Origin of the sequence: Streptococcus sp. HMSC072D07 (assembly GCF_001814835.1) — a bacterium.
In the GTDB taxonomy this organism is placed as follows: Bacteria; Bacillota; Bacilli; order Lactobacillales; family Streptococcaceae; genus Streptococcus.
The window spans coordinates 156,692-172,569 of sequence record NZ_KV818066.1; the positions used below are offsets into that span (position 1 = coordinate 156,692).

The window sequence follows — 15,878 nt, forward strand, 5'->3', positions numbered from 1 at the left end:
AGGGTAGAAATGTATAAAGTTTTATTAGTAGACGATGAGTACATGGTGACAGAGGGGCTCAAGCGATTAATCCCCTTTGAAAAATGGGATATGCAAGTCGTCGCGACAGCAAGTCACGCAGATGATGCTTTGGACTATATTAAGAAAAATCCAGTAGATGTGGTCATTTCCGATGTCAACATGCCAGATAAGACCGGACTTGAGATGATTAGGGAAATGAAAGAGTTACTTCCAGATACCTATTATATCTTGCTGTCTGGTTATCAGGAGTTTGAGTACGTTAAAAAAGCCATGAACCTTAGTGTCGTGGATTATCTGGTCAAGCCAGTAGACAAGGTGGAGTTGGGCAATTTATTAGAAAAAATTGCGCAACAGCTTCAGGAAAAGGTGGAGCAAAGTCAGACCCTCAGTCAAGAATTGGATGAGACAGGATTTACGAACTACCTGTCAGGTAAAGACAGCTGGTGGATTGGTCTATCCAAGGAAAAGCAGGGTTCTTTTACCATTCCTTACTATGTTTTGGGGCAAGACTGGCAGATTTTCATCTCTGATCAACAGCTCGATGGCATCATCGTGACACCATTTGAAGCACCCTACCAGCAGTCCTTTGAGAATTGGAAGATCAACGCTGAAAAAGCCCTCTTCTACGGTTCAGTTAATCTAGAAAAATCCGAGAGTTTGTTTGCTTATTACGAGCCGATTTATCGGGTGATTATCCAAGGGAATATCAATCAAATCATCGAAGAATTAACCCTGCTAGAGAAGGTCGTCTTGGAAAATACCCCGCGCGTGGCCATCACGAAGCAGCTCTTCACTCAGTTTGTCATGGATGTCTTTCATTTGTTTGAACACCTAAAAGCAGATGATATGACCGAGATAGTCAAAGCTATCCATGCCATTAACACCTTTGAAGAATTGGTTGCCTATATCAAAGAAACTTTGACCAAGTTCTTTGGCCAGTACCGCATGAATGAAAATGTGGTGAGCGTGCTGGAGGTGATTGGGCGTGATTATCAGAAAGAGCTCTCACTTAAGGACATCAGCAAGGATCTCTTTATCAATCCTGTCTATCTCGGTCAGTTGATTAAGAGGGAAACCAACTCGACTTTTGCGGAATTGCTCAATAAACAGCGAATTAAGGCAGCGCAGCAACTCTTACTGTCGACCAGTGATAGCATCGAAGATATTTGCTATGCAGTTGGCTATAGTAATGTTGGATATTTCTACAAGGTTTTCCGTAAATTGTGCGGAAAATCACCGAAAGCTTATCGGAAACAAGTTGAAACCAGCTTGTAAAAGTTGTATTCCTGTACAAAAAATGCTATAATGTTCAAAATATCTTATGGAGGAAAACATGAAAAAGAATCCTATTTATCTTTGGGTCTTGTTAGTCCTATCAGCCCTCATTTCATCTATGTCATTATTTGGAATCTTGAGTCCATTGCCAAGTAAAGATGTGCTTCGTGCTAGCCTGGCGAATAGCGGGACGCTTACTGCTCAGCAATTAGAAGACGCAGTCAACTATACTTACCAAGTAACAGCGTCATCGCACTCTATTTTTAATATGTTGTTGATTGTTTTATCTGCAATTTTAGTTGTAGTAGCTTTTGTATTTCTCCTACGTAAAAATGTGCAATTCGCAAACTATGCTTATATTGGCTATGTTCTACTAGCGATTGTTGGTTTGGTTTATAGCTATATGAACGTTCAAGATGCGGTTCAATTAATCAAAGATTCTACCCTCGGCCTAGGAATGGGAGCATTAGCACAAGGAACGAATATTTTGTTCATCATTATCAATGTTCTCTTTTTAGCCTTAGTCTTTTACAAGATGTGGCGCCAGCAAAAGGATTTGACCGAAGAAGTCGAAGCAGAAGAAGTTGCCTAAGTATTGACAAAAAAGAACTATCAAGTTACAATCTTGGTAGTTCTTTTTTAAATCGTAAACAAAAAATAGAGGTCAACATGAAAAAAATATCCTTAGTGTATATCAGTCTGAGTGGGAATACAGAGAGTTTTGTAACCCGACTCAAGGACTATCTCTTGTCCCAGTATGAAGGGATTGAGGTCCAAAAAATCCATATCAAGGACCTAGTCAAGGAAGGTCAAGAATTTTTTGAAATGGAACATCCCTATATCGCTTTCTTGCCGACCTATCTAGAAGGTGGAAATGGTGTCGACAACGGCGATGTTGAGATTCTAACGACTCCAGTGGGTGATTTTATCGCCTATGGAGACAATGCTAGTAAGTGTTTTGGTGTAGTGGGATCTGGTAATCGCAATTTTAACAATCAATACTGCCTGACAGCCAAGCAGTATAGCCAGCGCTTTGGCTTCCCGGTCTTAGCAGATTTTGAAATGCGTGGTATGCTGGGAGATATTAAAAAGGTCGCAGCGATCATTGCCGACTTGTATGAGTTAGAGACAGAAAAATAAAGTAGTACTGAGGGGCAGTTGAGATTTTCAACTGCTTTTGTGTATGTAAAAAGCACCCCGTAAGGGTGCCATTTTATAAACTATCCTGCTTTTCCGATGGCAAGTGCATAGATAAAGAAAATAGCAAAGCCAAAGAGGAAAATCAATCCTGCGATTGCGAGGAGTTTTAGCCAAGAAGGAAGATTTTTATTCTCACGTGTCACCAATACATAGTTCAAAAGAGCGAAGAATGGTGTTGTCAGGAAAGAACCGATCATGGCAAAGCGAAGCATGGTTGAAACTTGTCCAGCAAAGAATTTAATAATTACGATACCAATGATAGCGGTAATGGTCATCCAGATGTTCAAAGATTTGCGAGTATCCTCTTTTTGACGAATCAAGAGTCGTAGCGATTCCTGATTGACACGAGAGTAGCCATCGATAACGGTGATGACTGTTCCAAAGATACAGAGAAAGGCGATAAAGGTAATCAAATAACGGGACCATTCTCCAAGAACAGAGGCATACATACCAACAAATTGAGAAATGTACTTGGCTGAAGCGGCTTCAACTGCCTGTCCTGTAGGATACTGAATCAGTGCTCCTAGTGCCACGAAGAATACAGCTAGGATAGCAGTTCCAATGTAACCAACGTTAAAGTCGAAAAGGGCGTCCGCTGTATTAAAGTTGACGGTCTTTTTCTTTTCAGCAGACCAGAGTGAGTTGATGGCTGAAATTTCAATAGGGGCAGGCATCCATCCTAAGAGGGAAACGATGAAAGGGAGGGCCGCCATTTGCCAAGGTGTCTTCTCGACAAAATCAGAGCTGTATTCAGGATGCTTAATTGCTGCAATGATAACTGCAAGAACTGTTGCAATGGTCAAAGCAGACATAATCCATTTTGCCATACCGTCCAATAGTTTGTAGCCACCAAAGAGTAACATAGCCCAAATGACTGCAACAAGGATAAGGGACCATTGAGTGATGCTAAGACCGATCATTGGGAAGGCACTGGCGATGATAGCTGAGCACAGAATGGCAACACCAGCTGTGTTGACCATAGCTGAAAAGACATTGAGGATAAAGAAAATCCAGAGATAGAGTTTTCCTTTTTCAGCATAGCCTTCGACCAAGGTTTTACCAGTGTCGGCAGTATATTCGGCACCAAAACGGAAAAATGGATATTTAAAAACATTGGCCAAGATAACCAAGAGGAGTAGTGACCAACCATAAGAACCGCCAGCTTGAGTAGAGGATACAATGTGAGAACCTCCAACGGCAGCAGAAGCCATTAGGATTCCTGGCCCCATTGCCTTTAGTTTGCTTGCCCAGGTTGACTGGTTTGATAACGTAACTTGTGACATAATAAACACTCCTATTTTTGAATTTTCAGAATAATCTGAATAGATAGCTACTATTCTACAAAAAACTTAAAGGAAATGCAAGAATATTTTGAAAAAATATAGAAAATTACAGAAAACTTTACATGTATTAATGAAATTTCTCCAAGGAGAATATGGTAAGCCTAAAAAATCCGAGAAGAAAGCTTCTCGGATTTTGATTATTTCAATTGATCTGTGACGTCTTTTGAGAGCAACATTCCCAGATGGTAAGTTTTATTGATATGTGCAATGACATCATTGATATTTTCAGTCGTGTGAATTTTCTCTTTGATGTCAGACCTAAATGTCTCGTCCTTCAAGAGTTGCTCTTGGTAGAGTCTTTGAAGTCTTTCCTTCTCGTACTTATTGAGCAGAAAAAGGAAAACCAAGCTAAGTACAACGAGGATATAAGCATATTGGCTCATAAGGAATCTCCCAGTGTGATAAAGAAATAGTAAAAGTGAATAAATTATTTCATTGAACAGCTGCAAGGCCGAACAAAATATAAATGTTATTTTGCCTCAATCTTTCAGATTGCTTTCAAGTAATTTAAAAGATTAGAACCTAAACCCAACTAAATCGCTGTTATTTGGTTTGATAAGTTAGTGAAGCGCCAAGCCAAATCACCATAGTTACGACGTTATGGCCTCTAAATCGATTATATTTAGGGGCCATGACTAGTGAAGCAGTTAGCTAGTCCGCATATAAGCGGCTAGCGTCTAACAATTAGGAACTTAAGTTCCAATTGTTAGTACTGAATCACATCTTCTCCGGCGCTTCTACTCCGAGCAAACGAAGAGCTTCTTTGAGGACGACTGCGGTTGCGTAGCTGAGGGCCAGACGACTGTCGCGCTCAGGACTTTCATCTAGGATACGTGTATGTGCATAATATTTGTTAAATGCTTGAGCCAAACTAATCGCAAATTTCGCAATGATAGAAGGTTCAAAGTTATCTGCTGCACGATTGATAATACGTGGAAAGTCCTGGAGTAGCTTAATGATTTCCCAGCTTTCAGCATCGTTCAAGCTGTAGTTGCCAGCTGCATCTGGTTTGAAATCGGCTTTGCGCAAGATGGATTGGATACGAGCGTAGGCGTATTGAACGTAAGGTCCAGTTTCTCCTTCAAAGGATACCATAGCTTCAAGGTCGAAGTCATATCCATTTGTACGGTCGGTCTTAAGATCATAGAACTTGATAGCCCCAACTCCAACAGCGTGGGCAACCTGGTCTTTATTTTCTAACTCAGGATTTTTCGCCTCGATTTGGGCCTTGGCACGACTAACAGCCTCAGCGATAGTCGGTTCTAGCAAGATGACATTTCCTTTACGAGTAGAGAGTTTTTTCCCTTCTTTTGTTACCAATCCAAACGGAACATGGACAATGTCTTGGCTCCAATCGTATCCCATCTCTTGTAGTACTGCCTTGAGTTGTTTGAAGTGGGCAGATTGCTCTTGACCAACAACATAGATGGATTTTGCAAATTGGTATTCGTTTTTACGGTAGAGGGCTGCAGCCAAGTCACGTGTGATATAGAGAGTTGCACCATCAGATTTTTTGATAAGAGCTGGATGTTCAATTCCATATTTCTCAAGATTGACAACTTGAGCCCCTTCTGACTCAACAAGAAGTCCTTTTTCAGCGAGAATGTCTACAACAGCATCCATCTTATCATTGTAGAAGGCTTCTCCGTTGTAGCTGTCAAATTCGACTTGCAATTCATTGTAAAGACGGTTGAATTCCACTAAACTTTCATCACGGAACCATTGCCAGAGAGCGAGGGCTTCCTCATCTCCATTTTCCAGTTTGCGGAACCATTCGCGTGCTTCTTCATCCAAGCTAGGATCTTTTTCAGCTTCAGCATTGATGCGAACGTAGAGTTTAAGAAGTTCATCGATTGGATGCGCTTTAACGGCTTCCTCATTTCCCCATTTCTTGTAGGCAACGATCAACATTCCAAACTGTTTACCCCAGTCTCCCAAATGGTTGACCTTGACCGTTTGATAGCCGATCTTTTGGAAAATATGTGACAAGCTATCTCCGATAACCGTTGAACGCAAGTGCCCAATAGAGAATGGTTTTGCGATATTGGGACTAGACATGTCGATGACGACATTTTCTTGCTTGCCAATGGTTTGGTCGGCATAGTGTTCTTTTTCAGTGATAACATCCTGTAATACCTGAGCCGAAATAGCAGATTTATCAAGGAAAAAGTTGACGTAAGGTCCAGTAGCGACAACCTTTTCAAAGGCTTGACTATTGATTTTTTCAGCAATATCTGTTGCAATCATTTGCGGAGCTTTACGCTCGACCTTTGCTAGAGAAAAGGCAGGGAAGGCGATGTCTCCCATTTCTGAGTTTTTAGGTGTTTCCAGTAAATTTAAAATAGCCTCTTGATCCAGGCTATCAATGACGCTAGCCAACTCGCTAGCAATCAATTCTTTTGTATTCATAAGGGCTCCTTTTGGGCTTTTTTACTATTTTAACACAATTTACTACATTTTTTGAGAAAGAAAAGAATTTTTTTGAATTATCTATTTTTTTTGGTATAATGTAGTTATAAAATAAATGTAAAACTTGTTATAAATATTCACTTAAGAGGATAATATGAGAAAAAGAGAACGGCATCAATTGATTAAAAAGATGATCACCGAAGAAAAACTTGGGACACAAAAAGAGATTCAAGATCGTTTAGAAGCTCGTAATGTTTATGTGACACAAACGACTTTGTCACGTGATTTGCGTGAAATCGGCTTGACCAAGGTTAAGAAAAATGATATGGTGTATTATGTACTAGCAAATGAGACAGATAAGATTGATTTAGTTGAGTTTTTGTCTCATCATTTAGAAGGAGTTGCAAGAGCAGAGTTCACCTTAGTACTTCATACCAAACTTGGGGAAGCTGCAGTCTTAGCAAACATTGTAGATGCAAACAAGGATGAATGGATTTTAGGAACGGTTGCTGGTGCTAATACCTTATTGGTTATTTGTCGAGACCAGCACGTTGCCAAGCTGATGGAAGATCGTTTGCTAGATTTGATGAAAGATAAATAAGGTCTTGGGAGTTGCTCTCAAGACTTATTTTTAGCAAGGAGAGACGGAAAATGGCAACAGAAAAGCTATCACCCGGCATGCAACAGTATGTGGATATTAAAAAACAATACCCAGATGCTTTTTTGCTTTTTCGGATGGGTGATTTTTACGAGTTGTTCTATGAAGATGCAATTAATGCAGCGCAAATTTTAGAAATTTCCTTAACGAGTCGGAATAAAAATGCAGAAAATCCGATACCCATGGCGGGTGTCCCCTATCATTCTGCCCAGCAGTATATCGATGTTCTGATTGAGCAGGGCTATAAGGTAGCCATAGCCGAACAGATGGAAGATCCCAAACAAGCGGTTGGTGTTGTCAAGCGAGAGGTGGTCCAGGTCATCACACCTGGAACGGTCGTTGATAGCAGTAAGCCGGATAGTCAGAATAATTTCTTGGTTTCCTTAGATTGTGATGGCAATCAATTTGGTCTGGCTTATATGGATTTGGTGACGGGTGACTTTTATGTGACGGGGCTATTGGATTTCACGTTGGTTTGTGGGGAAGTCCGTAACCTCAAGGCGCGAGAAGTGGTGCTGGGTTATGACTTGTCTGAGGAAGAAGAACAAATTCTCAGTCGCCAGATGAATCTGGTGCTTTCCTATGAGAAGGAAGGCTTTGAGGACCTTCATTTACTGGATTCACGTTTGGCAGCTGTGGAGCAAGCGGCAGCTAGTAAGCTCCTCCAGTATGTTCACCGTACCCAGATGCGAGAATTGAACCATCTCAAACCAGTTATCCGCTATGAAATTAAAGATTTCTTGCAGATGGATTATGCGACCAAGGCTAGTCTGGATTTGGTTGAGAATGCCCGTTCAGGCAAGAAGCAGGGGAGTCTTTTCTGGCTTTTGGATGAAACCAAAACAGCTATGGGCATGCGGCTCTTGCGCTCTTGGATCCATCGTCCCTTGATTGATAAGGAACGAATCGTCCAACGTCAAGAGGTGGTGCAGGTCTTTCTTGACCACTTCTTTGAGCGTAGTGATTTGACAGACAGTCTCAAGGGTGTTTATGACATCGAACGTTTGGCTAGTCGGGTTTCTTTTGGCAAGACCAATCCAAAGGATCTCTTGCAACTGGCGACTACCTTATCTAGTGTGCCACGGATTCGAGCGATTTTAGAAGGCATGGAGCAGCCTGCTCTAGCCTATCTCATCGCACAGCTGGATGCCATTCCGGAGTTGGAGAGCTTGATTAGTGCTGCCATTGCTCCTGAAGCTCCTCACGTGATTACGGAAGGTGGCATTATCCGTACGGGATTTGATGAGACCTTAGACAAGTACCGTCGTGTCCTCAGAGAAGGGACTAGCTGGATTGCTGAGATTGAGGCTAAGGAGAGAGAAAACTCTGGCATCAGTACGCTCAAGATCGACTACAATAAAAAAGATGGTTACTATTTCCATGTGACTAATTCGCAACTGGGAAATGTTCCAGCCCACTTTTTCCGCAAGGCAACACTGAAAAACTCGGAACGCTTTGGGACAGAGGAGTTAGCCCGTATCGAGGGAGATATGCTGGAGGCGCGTGAGAAGTCAGCCAACCTAGAATATGAAATCTTTATGCGTATCCGTGAGGAAGTCAGCAAGTATATCCAGCGTTTACAGGCTTTAGCCCAAGGAATTGCGACGGTTGATGTCTTGCAAAGTCTCGCAGTTGTGGCTGAAACCCAGCATTTGATTCGACCTGAGTTTGGAGAGGATTCCCAAATCGCTATCCAGAAAGGACGCCATGCTGTCGTTGAAAAGGTTATGGGAGCTCAGACCTACATTCCAAACAGTATCCAGATGTCAGAAGATACCAGTATTCAGCTGATTACAGGGCCAAACATGAGTGGGAAGTCAACCTACATGCGCCAGTTAGCCATGACGGCGGTTATGGCCCAGCTAGGCTCGTATGTGCCGGCAGAAAGCGCCCATTTGCCGATTTTCGATGCCATCTTTACTCGTATCGGAGCAGCAGATGACTTGGTTTCAGGTCAATCAACCTTTATGGTGGAGATGATGGAGGCTAACAATGCCATTTCGCATGCGACCAAGAATTCCTTGATTCTCTTTGATGAGTTAGGTCGAGGGACTGCGACTTATGATGGGATGGCTCTGGCCCAGTCCATCATCGAATACATTCATGAACATATCGGAGCCAAAACCCTCTTTGCGACCCACTACCATGAGTTGACCAGTCTGGAGTCTAGCTTGGAACACTTGGTCAATGTTCATGTGGCAACCTTGGAGCAGGATGGGCAGGTCACCTTCCTTCACAAGATCGAACCAGGACCAGCTGACAAATCCTATGGTATCCATGTTGCTAAGATTGCTGGCTTACCAGCAGAACTTTTAGCAAGGGCGGATAAAATATTGGCTCAACTGGAGAATCAAGGGACGGAAAGTCCTGCGCCGATGAGACAAACAAGTGCTGTTACAGAGCAGATGTCACTCTTTGATACCCCTGCAGAGCATCCTATCCTAGCAGAATTAGCTAAACTGGATGTGTACAATATGACACCGATGCAGGCTATGAATGTCTTGGTTGAGCTCAAACAAAAATTATAAAAAGAGTCCCACTCATGTGTTGAACTGCACCCCAAAAGTTAGACAGAAAAATCTAACTTTTGGGGTGTTTTATTATGAAATTGAGTTATGAAGATAAAATTCAAAACTATGAACTAAGAAAACAAGGACAAAGCTTCAAACAGCTTTCAAAAAGATTTGGTGTGGATGCTTCTGGTCTAAAGTACATGGTGAAATTAATTGACCATTATGGGAAAGAAATCGCCAAAAAAGGAAGAATCGTTATTATTCTCCAGAACTAAAACAAGAAATGATAGATAAAGTTCTGCTGGAAGGTTGTTCGCAAAGAAGTGTAGCTTTAGATTATGCTTTACCTAGTCGCTCGTTGTTGAAAAATTGGCTGGCACAACACAAAAAAACGGGTATACTATTGTTGAGAAAGCAAGAGGGAGACCAGCTAAAATGAGACGTAAACGGAAGAAAACTCGGGAAGAAATGACAGAACTAGAGCGACTTCAGGAAGAGAATGAACGCTTACATATTGAGGTGGCCTACCTAAAAAGTTAAAAGAGTTAGAGGAAAGGGACGAGGCCTTAGAGCGAGAAAGGCAGAGACAGTTAGAGAAATGATTTCAGAAGGATTTCGACTAGATTTACTTCTTGAAGCGGCTGGATGGGGTTGATAAGGATCAATAACTTAAAACCGAAATTCAGGTCATTTATACCGAATACAAGGGAAATTATGGTTATCGTCGGATTCACTTAGAACTAAGAAATCGTGGTTATGCGGTCAATCATAAGAAGGTTCAACGTCTGATGAAAGTCCTTGATTTAGCAACTCGAATTCGTCAAAAACGGAAGTATTTTTCCTACCAAGGAGAGATTGGCAAGAAAGCAGAGAATCTCATTCAACGCCAGTTTGAAGCATCGAGGCCAATGGAAAAGTGCTATACAGATGTGACAGAGTTTGCCATTTCAAATAGCGCACAGAAATTGTATTTATCGCCCGTTTTAGATGGCTTTAACAGCGAAATTATCGCCTATAATCTTTCTACTTCGCCCAACTTAGAACAAGGGAAACCATGTTGGAACAGGCATTCACAGAGAAACACTACGAGAATACGATTCTCCATAGTGACCAGGGGTGGCAATACCAACACGATTCTTATCATCGGTTCCTAGAGAGTAAGGGAATTCAGCCATCTATGTCACGAAAGGGCAACAGCCCAGACAACGGTATGATGGAGTCCTTCTTTGGTATTTTGAAATCGGAGACGTTTTACGGTTATGAGAAGCACTTTAGGTCTTTAGAAGACCTTGAACAAGCTATTGTGGACTACATTGATTACTACAACAACAAACGAATCAAAGTCAAACTAAAAGGACTTAGCCCTGTACAATACAGAACTAAATCCTTTCAACAATTATTTGTCCAACTTTTAGGGGTCAGTACACTGCACTGTTTTTTTTATTTGCGTAAGTTCGATTAAAGAGAACATATTTATGAAAAAGTGTACTTTATGGTATAATACAATAAATATAGTTTTCTTGAAGGGATGTTGTTGAATGAAAAAATTTGATAATGAAAAATATCAAATATTGGTAAAAGATTTAATGGGGGATATTTTTTATTCGGAGACATCTAACCGAAATAAAATTGCTACCATTCGCCAGTATGCAGAAGTGATAGTGAGAAAAATTTTAGATATTAATCCAAGTAAAAAAATGACGATTGGCGCAAATGAAATATCTAAAAAAATTGATGCTCTCAATAATAGTGAGTTTTTAAAAGAAGCATTAGATAATATTAAACAGGATGGTAATAAATTTACACATACTGAGTATTTAGAAGAGGTTACATCTGATGAATTTGACAAAATCGTGGATAAGCTTTTGGATATGCTTTCATTCATGCTTATAAATTATTTTGAAACTTATGAATTTGGATCAAGGAGTGATGTTTTACGGTCATTTTCATTATTACCACCAATAGTGCGGTATAAGGTGTTAATATTTTTATATAATAAATACCCAAATAACATTCATGTTATTGATAGATTGGCATTAGCTATTGTTAAAGCATTTGATAAAGAAGAAGCAATCAGATGGATTGAAGCTGAAAAAAACAACTTGATTAATTTAGATGTAATGTCAGATAAAGTATTTAATGAGATTGCAGAAAATAAAGGGATAGAATTTATAAAGCTAATTAGATTTAATTCGCTTTATAAAAATATGTATGAGTTGTGTATTGATAAAATTATGAAAATTGGAAATGAAATAGATTCGAAAGGTCATTTGTATATCGACTTTGAAAGTGCATTGCCGTATTACAAGCAATATGGAATTATAGATGAGGATAGTGAAGAAATAAAAGAATTTAATGATATTATGTATTTTTTATATCTTGGCAGAAGAATAAAATTAGATAATTTTATTAAACTAAAAGAGCCATATGTAACTCTAAATGTAATTACAGGGGATAATAATATAGATGAGAGTATTTAGCTATAAAAAATTGTTCAAAAAACTTATTGATTTAGATATGACAAATAATGAATTGATGGAAAAGGCAAAAATAAGTAAAAGCACATTTTACAAAATGAAGAATGGGCAGAATATAACGACGGATGTTTTACTTAGAATTTGCAATACTTTGGATTGTGGTATTGAAGAAATTATGGAGTGTAGTGATGAATATAGATAGTGAAGAATTTGAGCCAATATTTATGGACATTAAGGAACGATACCTATCAGGTGTAAATTTTCCTAAATTGATAGTTGGAACAGGGCTTTCTATTGCAATGAATATTCCGGGAATGGCGAAATTGGCTGAAAAATTGGAGAAGTCATTTGAAAGTATCAGTGATTTAGAGTTACAAGAACAGTGGAACAAATATAAAGGGAAGATCAAAGATGAAGGCTTGGAAGCAGCCTTATTAGATGTTTCAATAAGTGAAGAATCGTTTGTGGAAACAATTCGAGAGATAACGAGTGAATTTATTTTAGATGAAGAATACGTTCGTCATTTTAATATATTAAATGAAGCTTCCGGATTTGAAAAATTATTAAAGTACCTATTAGGAACTGTAAGTGTAAACAATCAAGTAATCGATATAATGACTCCTAATTATGACAGAATAATAGAACTAATTTGTGATAAATTAAAACTATCAACTACATTAGGGTTTTCGGGGAATATGTATCAAACTTTTAATGAAAATATACTAAAGCAACCTTATGATTTTTTTTCTAAGAGCGTTCCTCTAGTAAGATTATTTAAGCCACATGGATCAGTCAATTGGATAAAAAAGAATGATAGGGAATATCAGATTAATGATTATCAACTACTAAAAGATAACAAGCGGTATATAGATATTATTGCACCAGGCAGTATGAAATATAAGTCAGGAATGATTAACGGTATTTTCAGATGTCATAGAGAAATTTTTAATGAATTGATAACAGACTCTAAAAAGAATTTTTCTATATTTATTTATGGATATGGTTTTAATGACCAGCATTTTAATACAGTATTTGAGGATACTCAAAAGGATGTGGTTGTCTTGACAAGAACGATAAAACAATCTTTTTTAGATAGAGCAATGAAAAATGAAAATTGGACCTTATTTTATAAATATGAAGAGAAAGAAAGCGGTACAGAAGAAGGAAGTTATATGGTATATAAAGGTAAAAAATATAATATAAATAAGGAATTATGGGATATAAATGTATTTTCGGAAACTTTTTTAGGATAGGAGAAAATTATGGAAGATATTCAAAATTATTTAAATCAAGAAGTTGGAGTTGTTCAAAATGTTGATACCAAGAAAGTATCTGTATCAGTAGAAAAGGAAGAAATTTTAAATAGGCTAAAAATAAATGATATAGTTGTTTTATCTGGAAATAATGCAGATGAAAAACTAATTGGAATAGTAACTAGGGTGAGCAAAAAGAGAATTGATATTGATGACGAAGAAACTGAAGAACAAGAGTATTCATATAACTTTTGCAATATAACTTTAGTAGGTACATTTTATAAAAAATTGTCTTCAACTAAACAAAATATTTTCAAAAGAGCAGTGAACACTTATCCTGAAATCAATAGCAAAGTTTATTTAGCCGATGGTAAAGCTCTCTCTATTATTATGAACTCTCTTGAAAATGAGATATCTTCAGAAAAAAGATTAATTATTGGCAAATATGCAAGTCATAAAACTGTTGAAGCTATTTTGGATGGAAATAGATTTTTTCAAAGACATGCAACAATAGTAGGAAGTACTGGAAGTGGAAAATCTTTTACTGTAGCAAATATTCTTGAAAAAGCAAATGAGTTGGAGCACGCTAATTTAATTGTTTTTGATTTGCATGGTGAATACAATGAATTAAGTTATGCTGAACAGATAAAAATTTGTGACTCTGAGGATGGGTTACATATTCCTCTGTGGTGTTTCAATTATGAGGAAATTCATTCATTGTTTATTGAATCTTCTGAAGGGACATCTACAAATCAAAGGGCAGCAGTAATTAAATATATTTTAGAGCACAAGAAAAGGTATCTTGAAGAAAATATGACTGAATTTTCATCCGAAATAATTACAGCAGATACGCCGATTCCTTTTTCAGCAAAAGGGTTAAAAGCATATTTAGAGGATGAAAATATAAAGGAAGAAACAACAGGTGAAGTATATAAAACAGGAGATAAAAAAGGACAAGCAAAGACGAAACAAGGTCAATACTATGGGAAATTAACAAACCTTATTACGAGACTTCAGACAAAAATAGATGATAAAAAATATGGGTTTGTATTTAATGAAGATAATACTGTAAGAGCTGACTATCTGAAAGAATTTGTTGATAAAATAATGGGACTAGATAAAAAGATAAAAGTAATAGATTTATCAGAAGTCCCATCAGATATGTTACCTATAATAATAGGGATTGTTACAAGACTGGTATATGAAGTCCAATTTTGGATGTCGCCTAAAACAGATGAGACTAGGCATCCTATAGCCTTTATTTGCGATGAAGCACACTTATATATGCCGAGAGATACAACGAAATTGAAAGCGGTTGAGAATAAATCGCTGGAGATATTTGAAAAATTATCTAAAGAGGGGAGAAAATATGGTGTTTCATTGGTGATTGTTTCTCAAAGACCTGCGGAATTAAATTCTACTATAATATCTCAATGCAATAATATTATAAGTTTAAAAATTACGAATGATAGAGATAAATCAGCAGTGGCAACTATGTTAACCGATTCATTGGTAGGCTTGGTTGAAACATTACCAAATCTTGATGTTGGAGAATGTATTGTTATTGGAGATTCGATTAAGCTACCTACTAAAATTATTTTAGATAAACCTAAAGAAGAACCTAAAAGTTCAACTATTGATTTTTGGGATAGATGGATAGATGGAAAAGGTACAGTTTTCAATATTGATGAAGCAATTAAGTGCATGATCAAACAAACAAGGTAAGAGGAGAATATAGAAAAGCCATCTCTCCATCTCCTTATCCTTATCCTTATCCATATAAATTCCATAGTTCTTTCGTATTTGATAAAGCTCATCCATAGTAGATTTGGTAGAAGAATACTCTTGCATGAACTGCATCCCAAAAGTTAGACAGAAAAAATCTAACTTTTGGGGGTGTTTTATTATGAAATTAAGTTATGAAGATAAAGTTCAAATCTATGAACTAAGAAAACAAGGAATCAGCTTCAAGCGACTGTTAGATAAATATGGAATGAACCTTTCAAATCTTAAGTACTTAGTCCGATTGATTGATCGTTACGGAATAGAAATCGTCAAAAAAGGGAAGAGTCATTATTATTCTCCAGAACTAAAACAAGAAATGATAGATAAAGTTCTGCTGGAAGGTTGTTCACATAGAAGTGTTAGTCTTGATTATGCTCTTCCAAGTAGTGGATTACTTTCGAATTGGCAGGCACAATACAAAAAAACGGGTATACTATTGTTGATAAAACAAGAGGGAGACCAGCTAAAATGAGACGTAAACGGAAGAAAACTCGGGAAGAAATGACAGAACTAGAGCGATTTCAGGAAGAGAATGAACGCTTACGTACTGAGGTGGCCTACCTAAAAAAGTTAAAAGAGTTAGAGGAAAGGGACGAGGCCTTAGAGCGAGAAAGGCAGAGACAGTTAGAGAAATGATTTCAGAAGGATTTCGACTAGATTTACTTCTTGAAGCGGCTCGTTTACCTCGCTCAACTTACCATTATCAGTTGAAATAGCTATATCAACCAGATAAGGACAAAGAGCTAAAGGACGAAATACAAGCCATTTATAGTGAGCATAAAGGCAACTATGGCTATCGCCGAATAACTCTTGAATTGAGGAATCGTGGTATATAGTAAACCATAAGAAGGTCCAACGTCTGATGAAAAATCTTGGTTTAACAGCTCGTATCCGTCGAAAACGGAAGTATTCTTCCTACCAAGGAGAGATTGGCAAGAAAGCAG

Annotated in this window: 12 protein-coding genes and 2 pseudogenes; 11 read left to right on the forward strand and 3 right to left on the reverse strand. The window is 38.2% G+C overall.

The window, feature by feature from the left end; all coding sequences use genetic code 11:
• Positions 1-9 precede the first annotated feature (9 nt).
• The 3 genes from HMPREF2991_RS05600 (at position 10) to nrdI (ending at position 2,436) form a co-directional block, all read left to right on the forward strand.
• On the forward strand, positions 10-1,296 hold the full coding sequence (locus HMPREF2991_RS05600) for a response regulator transcription factor (RefSeq protein WP_070569413.1): 1,287 nt from the start codon (positions 10-12) through the stop codon (positions 1,294-1,296).
• A gap of 58 nt (positions 1,297-1,354) precedes the next feature.
• Positions 1,355-1,888, forward strand: a complete 534-nt coding sequence (locus HMPREF2991_RS05605; RefSeq protein WP_070569410.1) for an ABC transporter permease — start codon at positions 1,355-1,357, stop codon at positions 1,886-1,888.
• 77 nt (positions 1,889-1,965) lie between these two features.
• Positions 1,966-2,436 (forward strand): class Ib ribonucleoside-diphosphate reductase assembly flavoprotein NrdI, encoded by a 471-nt coding sequence (gene nrdI / locus HMPREF2991_RS05610; RefSeq protein ID WP_000724242.1) that lies wholly within the window; start codon positions 1,966-1,968, stop codon positions 2,434-2,436.
• 80 nt (positions 2,437-2,516) lie between these two features.
• Here the strand turns inward: nrdI and HMPREF2991_RS05615 are convergent, their stop codons facing one another.
• The 3 genes from HMPREF2991_RS05615 to argS form a co-directional block, all read right to left on the reverse strand.
• Positions 2,517-3,779: an NRAMP family divalent metal transporter gene (locus tag HMPREF2991_RS05615; RefSeq protein ID WP_070569407.1), complete on the reverse strand. Its 1,263-nt coding sequence runs from the start codon at positions 3,777-3,779 to the stop codon at positions 2,517-2,519.
• A gap of 197 nt (positions 3,780-3,976) precedes the next feature.
• Positions 3,977-4,222, reverse strand: a complete 246-nt coding sequence (locus HMPREF2991_RS05620; RefSeq protein WP_000084865.1) for a hypothetical protein — start codon at positions 4,220-4,222, stop codon at positions 3,977-3,979.
• Positions 4,223-4,556: 334 nt separating this feature from the next.
• The gene (argS, locus tag HMPREF2991_RS05625; RefSeq protein WP_001092733.1) at positions 4,557-6,248 is read right to left on the reverse strand and encodes an arginine--tRNA ligase; all 1,692 of its coding nucleotides are present in this window, start codon (positions 6,246-6,248) and stop codon (positions 4,557-4,559) included.
• Positions 6,249-6,402: 154 nt separating this feature from the next.
• Here argS and argR point away from each other — a divergent pair, with 154 nt between their 5' ends.
• From argR to HMPREF2991_RS10665, 8 genes and pseudogenes are all read left to right on the forward strand, one after another.
• Positions 6,403-6,849, forward strand: coding sequence for an arginine repressor (argR, locus tag HMPREF2991_RS05630; protein WP_001231483.1), 447 nt, complete (start codon positions 6,403-6,405; stop codon positions 6,847-6,849).
• Between the two features lie 50 nt (positions 6,850-6,899).
• Positions 6,900-9,434: a DNA mismatch repair protein MutS gene (mutS, locus tag HMPREF2991_RS05635; protein WP_070683653.1), complete on the forward strand. Its 2,535-nt coding sequence runs from the start codon at positions 6,900-6,902 to the stop codon at positions 9,432-9,434.
• 74 nt (positions 9,435-9,508) lie between these two features.
• Positions 9,509-10,809: pseudogene (locus tag HMPREF2991_RS10935) on the forward strand (IS3 family transposase); the annotation flags it as partial.
• A gap of 148 nt (positions 10,810-10,957) precedes the next feature.
• Positions 10,958-11,899: a hypothetical protein gene (locus HMPREF2991_RS05650; RefSeq protein WP_070569401.1), complete on the forward strand. Its 942-nt coding sequence runs from the start codon at positions 10,958-10,960 to the stop codon at positions 11,897-11,899.
• The gene (locus HMPREF2991_RS05655; RefSeq protein WP_024413027.1) at positions 11,886-12,098 is read left to right on the forward strand and encodes a helix-turn-helix domain-containing protein; all 213 of its coding nucleotides are present in this window, start codon (positions 11,886-11,888) and stop codon (positions 12,096-12,098) included. The genes HMPREF2991_RS05650 and HMPREF2991_RS05655 overlap by 14 nt, the downstream gene beginning before the upstream one ends.
• On the forward strand, positions 12,085-13,149 hold the full coding sequence (locus HMPREF2991_RS05660; RefSeq protein ID WP_070569398.1) for an SIR2 family protein: 1,065 nt from the start codon (positions 12,085-12,087) through the stop codon (positions 13,147-13,149). The genes HMPREF2991_RS05655 and HMPREF2991_RS05660 overlap by 14 nt, the downstream gene beginning before the upstream one ends.
• Positions 13,150-13,158: 9 nt before the next feature.
• Positions 13,159-14,874 (forward strand): ATP-binding protein, encoded by a 1,716-nt coding sequence (locus HMPREF2991_RS05665; protein WP_070569395.1) that lies wholly within the window; start codon positions 13,159-13,161, stop codon positions 14,872-14,874.
• Positions 14,875-15,055: 181 nt separating this feature from the next.
• A pseudogene (locus tag HMPREF2991_RS10665) lies at positions 15,056-15,878 on the forward strand (IS3 family transposase); the annotation flags it as partial.

What these genes read in the sequence shown, in the direction of transcription:
- HMPREF2991_RS05600 (WP_070569413.1), top strand. Translation starts at nt 10, where the DNA reads ATGTATAAAGTTTTATTAGTAGACGATGAGTACATGGTGACAGAGGGG.
- HMPREF2991_RS05605 (WP_070569410.1), top strand. Translation starts at nt 1,355, where the DNA reads ATGAAAAAGAATCCTATTTATCTTTGGGTCTTGTTAGTCCTATCAGCC.
- nrdI (WP_000724242.1), top strand. Translation starts at nt 1,966, where the DNA reads ATGAAAAAAATATCCTTAGTGTATATCAGTCTGAGTGGGAATACAGAG.
- HMPREF2991_RS05615 (WP_070569407.1), bottom strand. Translation starts at nt 3,779, where the DNA reads ATGTCACAAGTTACGTTATCAAACCAGTCAACCTGGGCAAGCAAACTA.
- HMPREF2991_RS05620 (WP_000084865.1), bottom strand. Translation starts at nt 4,222, where the DNA reads ATGAGCCAATATGCTTATATCCTCGTTGTACTTAGCTTGGTTTTCCTT.
- argS (WP_001092733.1), bottom strand. Translation starts at nt 6,248, where the DNA reads ATGAATACAAAAGAATTGATTGCTAGCGAGTTGGCTAGCGTCATTGAT.
- argR (WP_001231483.1), top strand. Translation starts at nt 6,403, where the DNA reads ATGAGAAAAAGAGAACGGCATCAATTGATTAAAAAGATGATCACCGAA.
- mutS (WP_070683653.1), top strand. Translation starts at nt 6,900, where the DNA reads ATGGCAACAGAAAAGCTATCACCCGGCATGCAACAGTATGTGGATATT.
- HMPREF2991_RS05650 (WP_070569401.1), top strand. Translation starts at nt 10,958, where the DNA reads ATGAAAAAATTTGATAATGAAAAATATCAAATATTGGTAAAAGATTTA.
- HMPREF2991_RS05655 (WP_024413027.1), top strand. Translation starts at nt 11,886, where the DNA reads ATGAGAGTATTTAGCTATAAAAAATTGTTCAAAAAACTTATTGATTTA.
- HMPREF2991_RS05660 (WP_070569398.1), top strand. Translation starts at nt 12,085, where the DNA reads ATGAATATAGATAGTGAAGAATTTGAGCCAATATTTATGGACATTAAG.
- HMPREF2991_RS05665 (WP_070569395.1), top strand. Translation starts at nt 13,159, where the DNA reads ATGGAAGATATTCAAAATTATTTAAATCAAGAAGTTGGAGTTGTTCAA.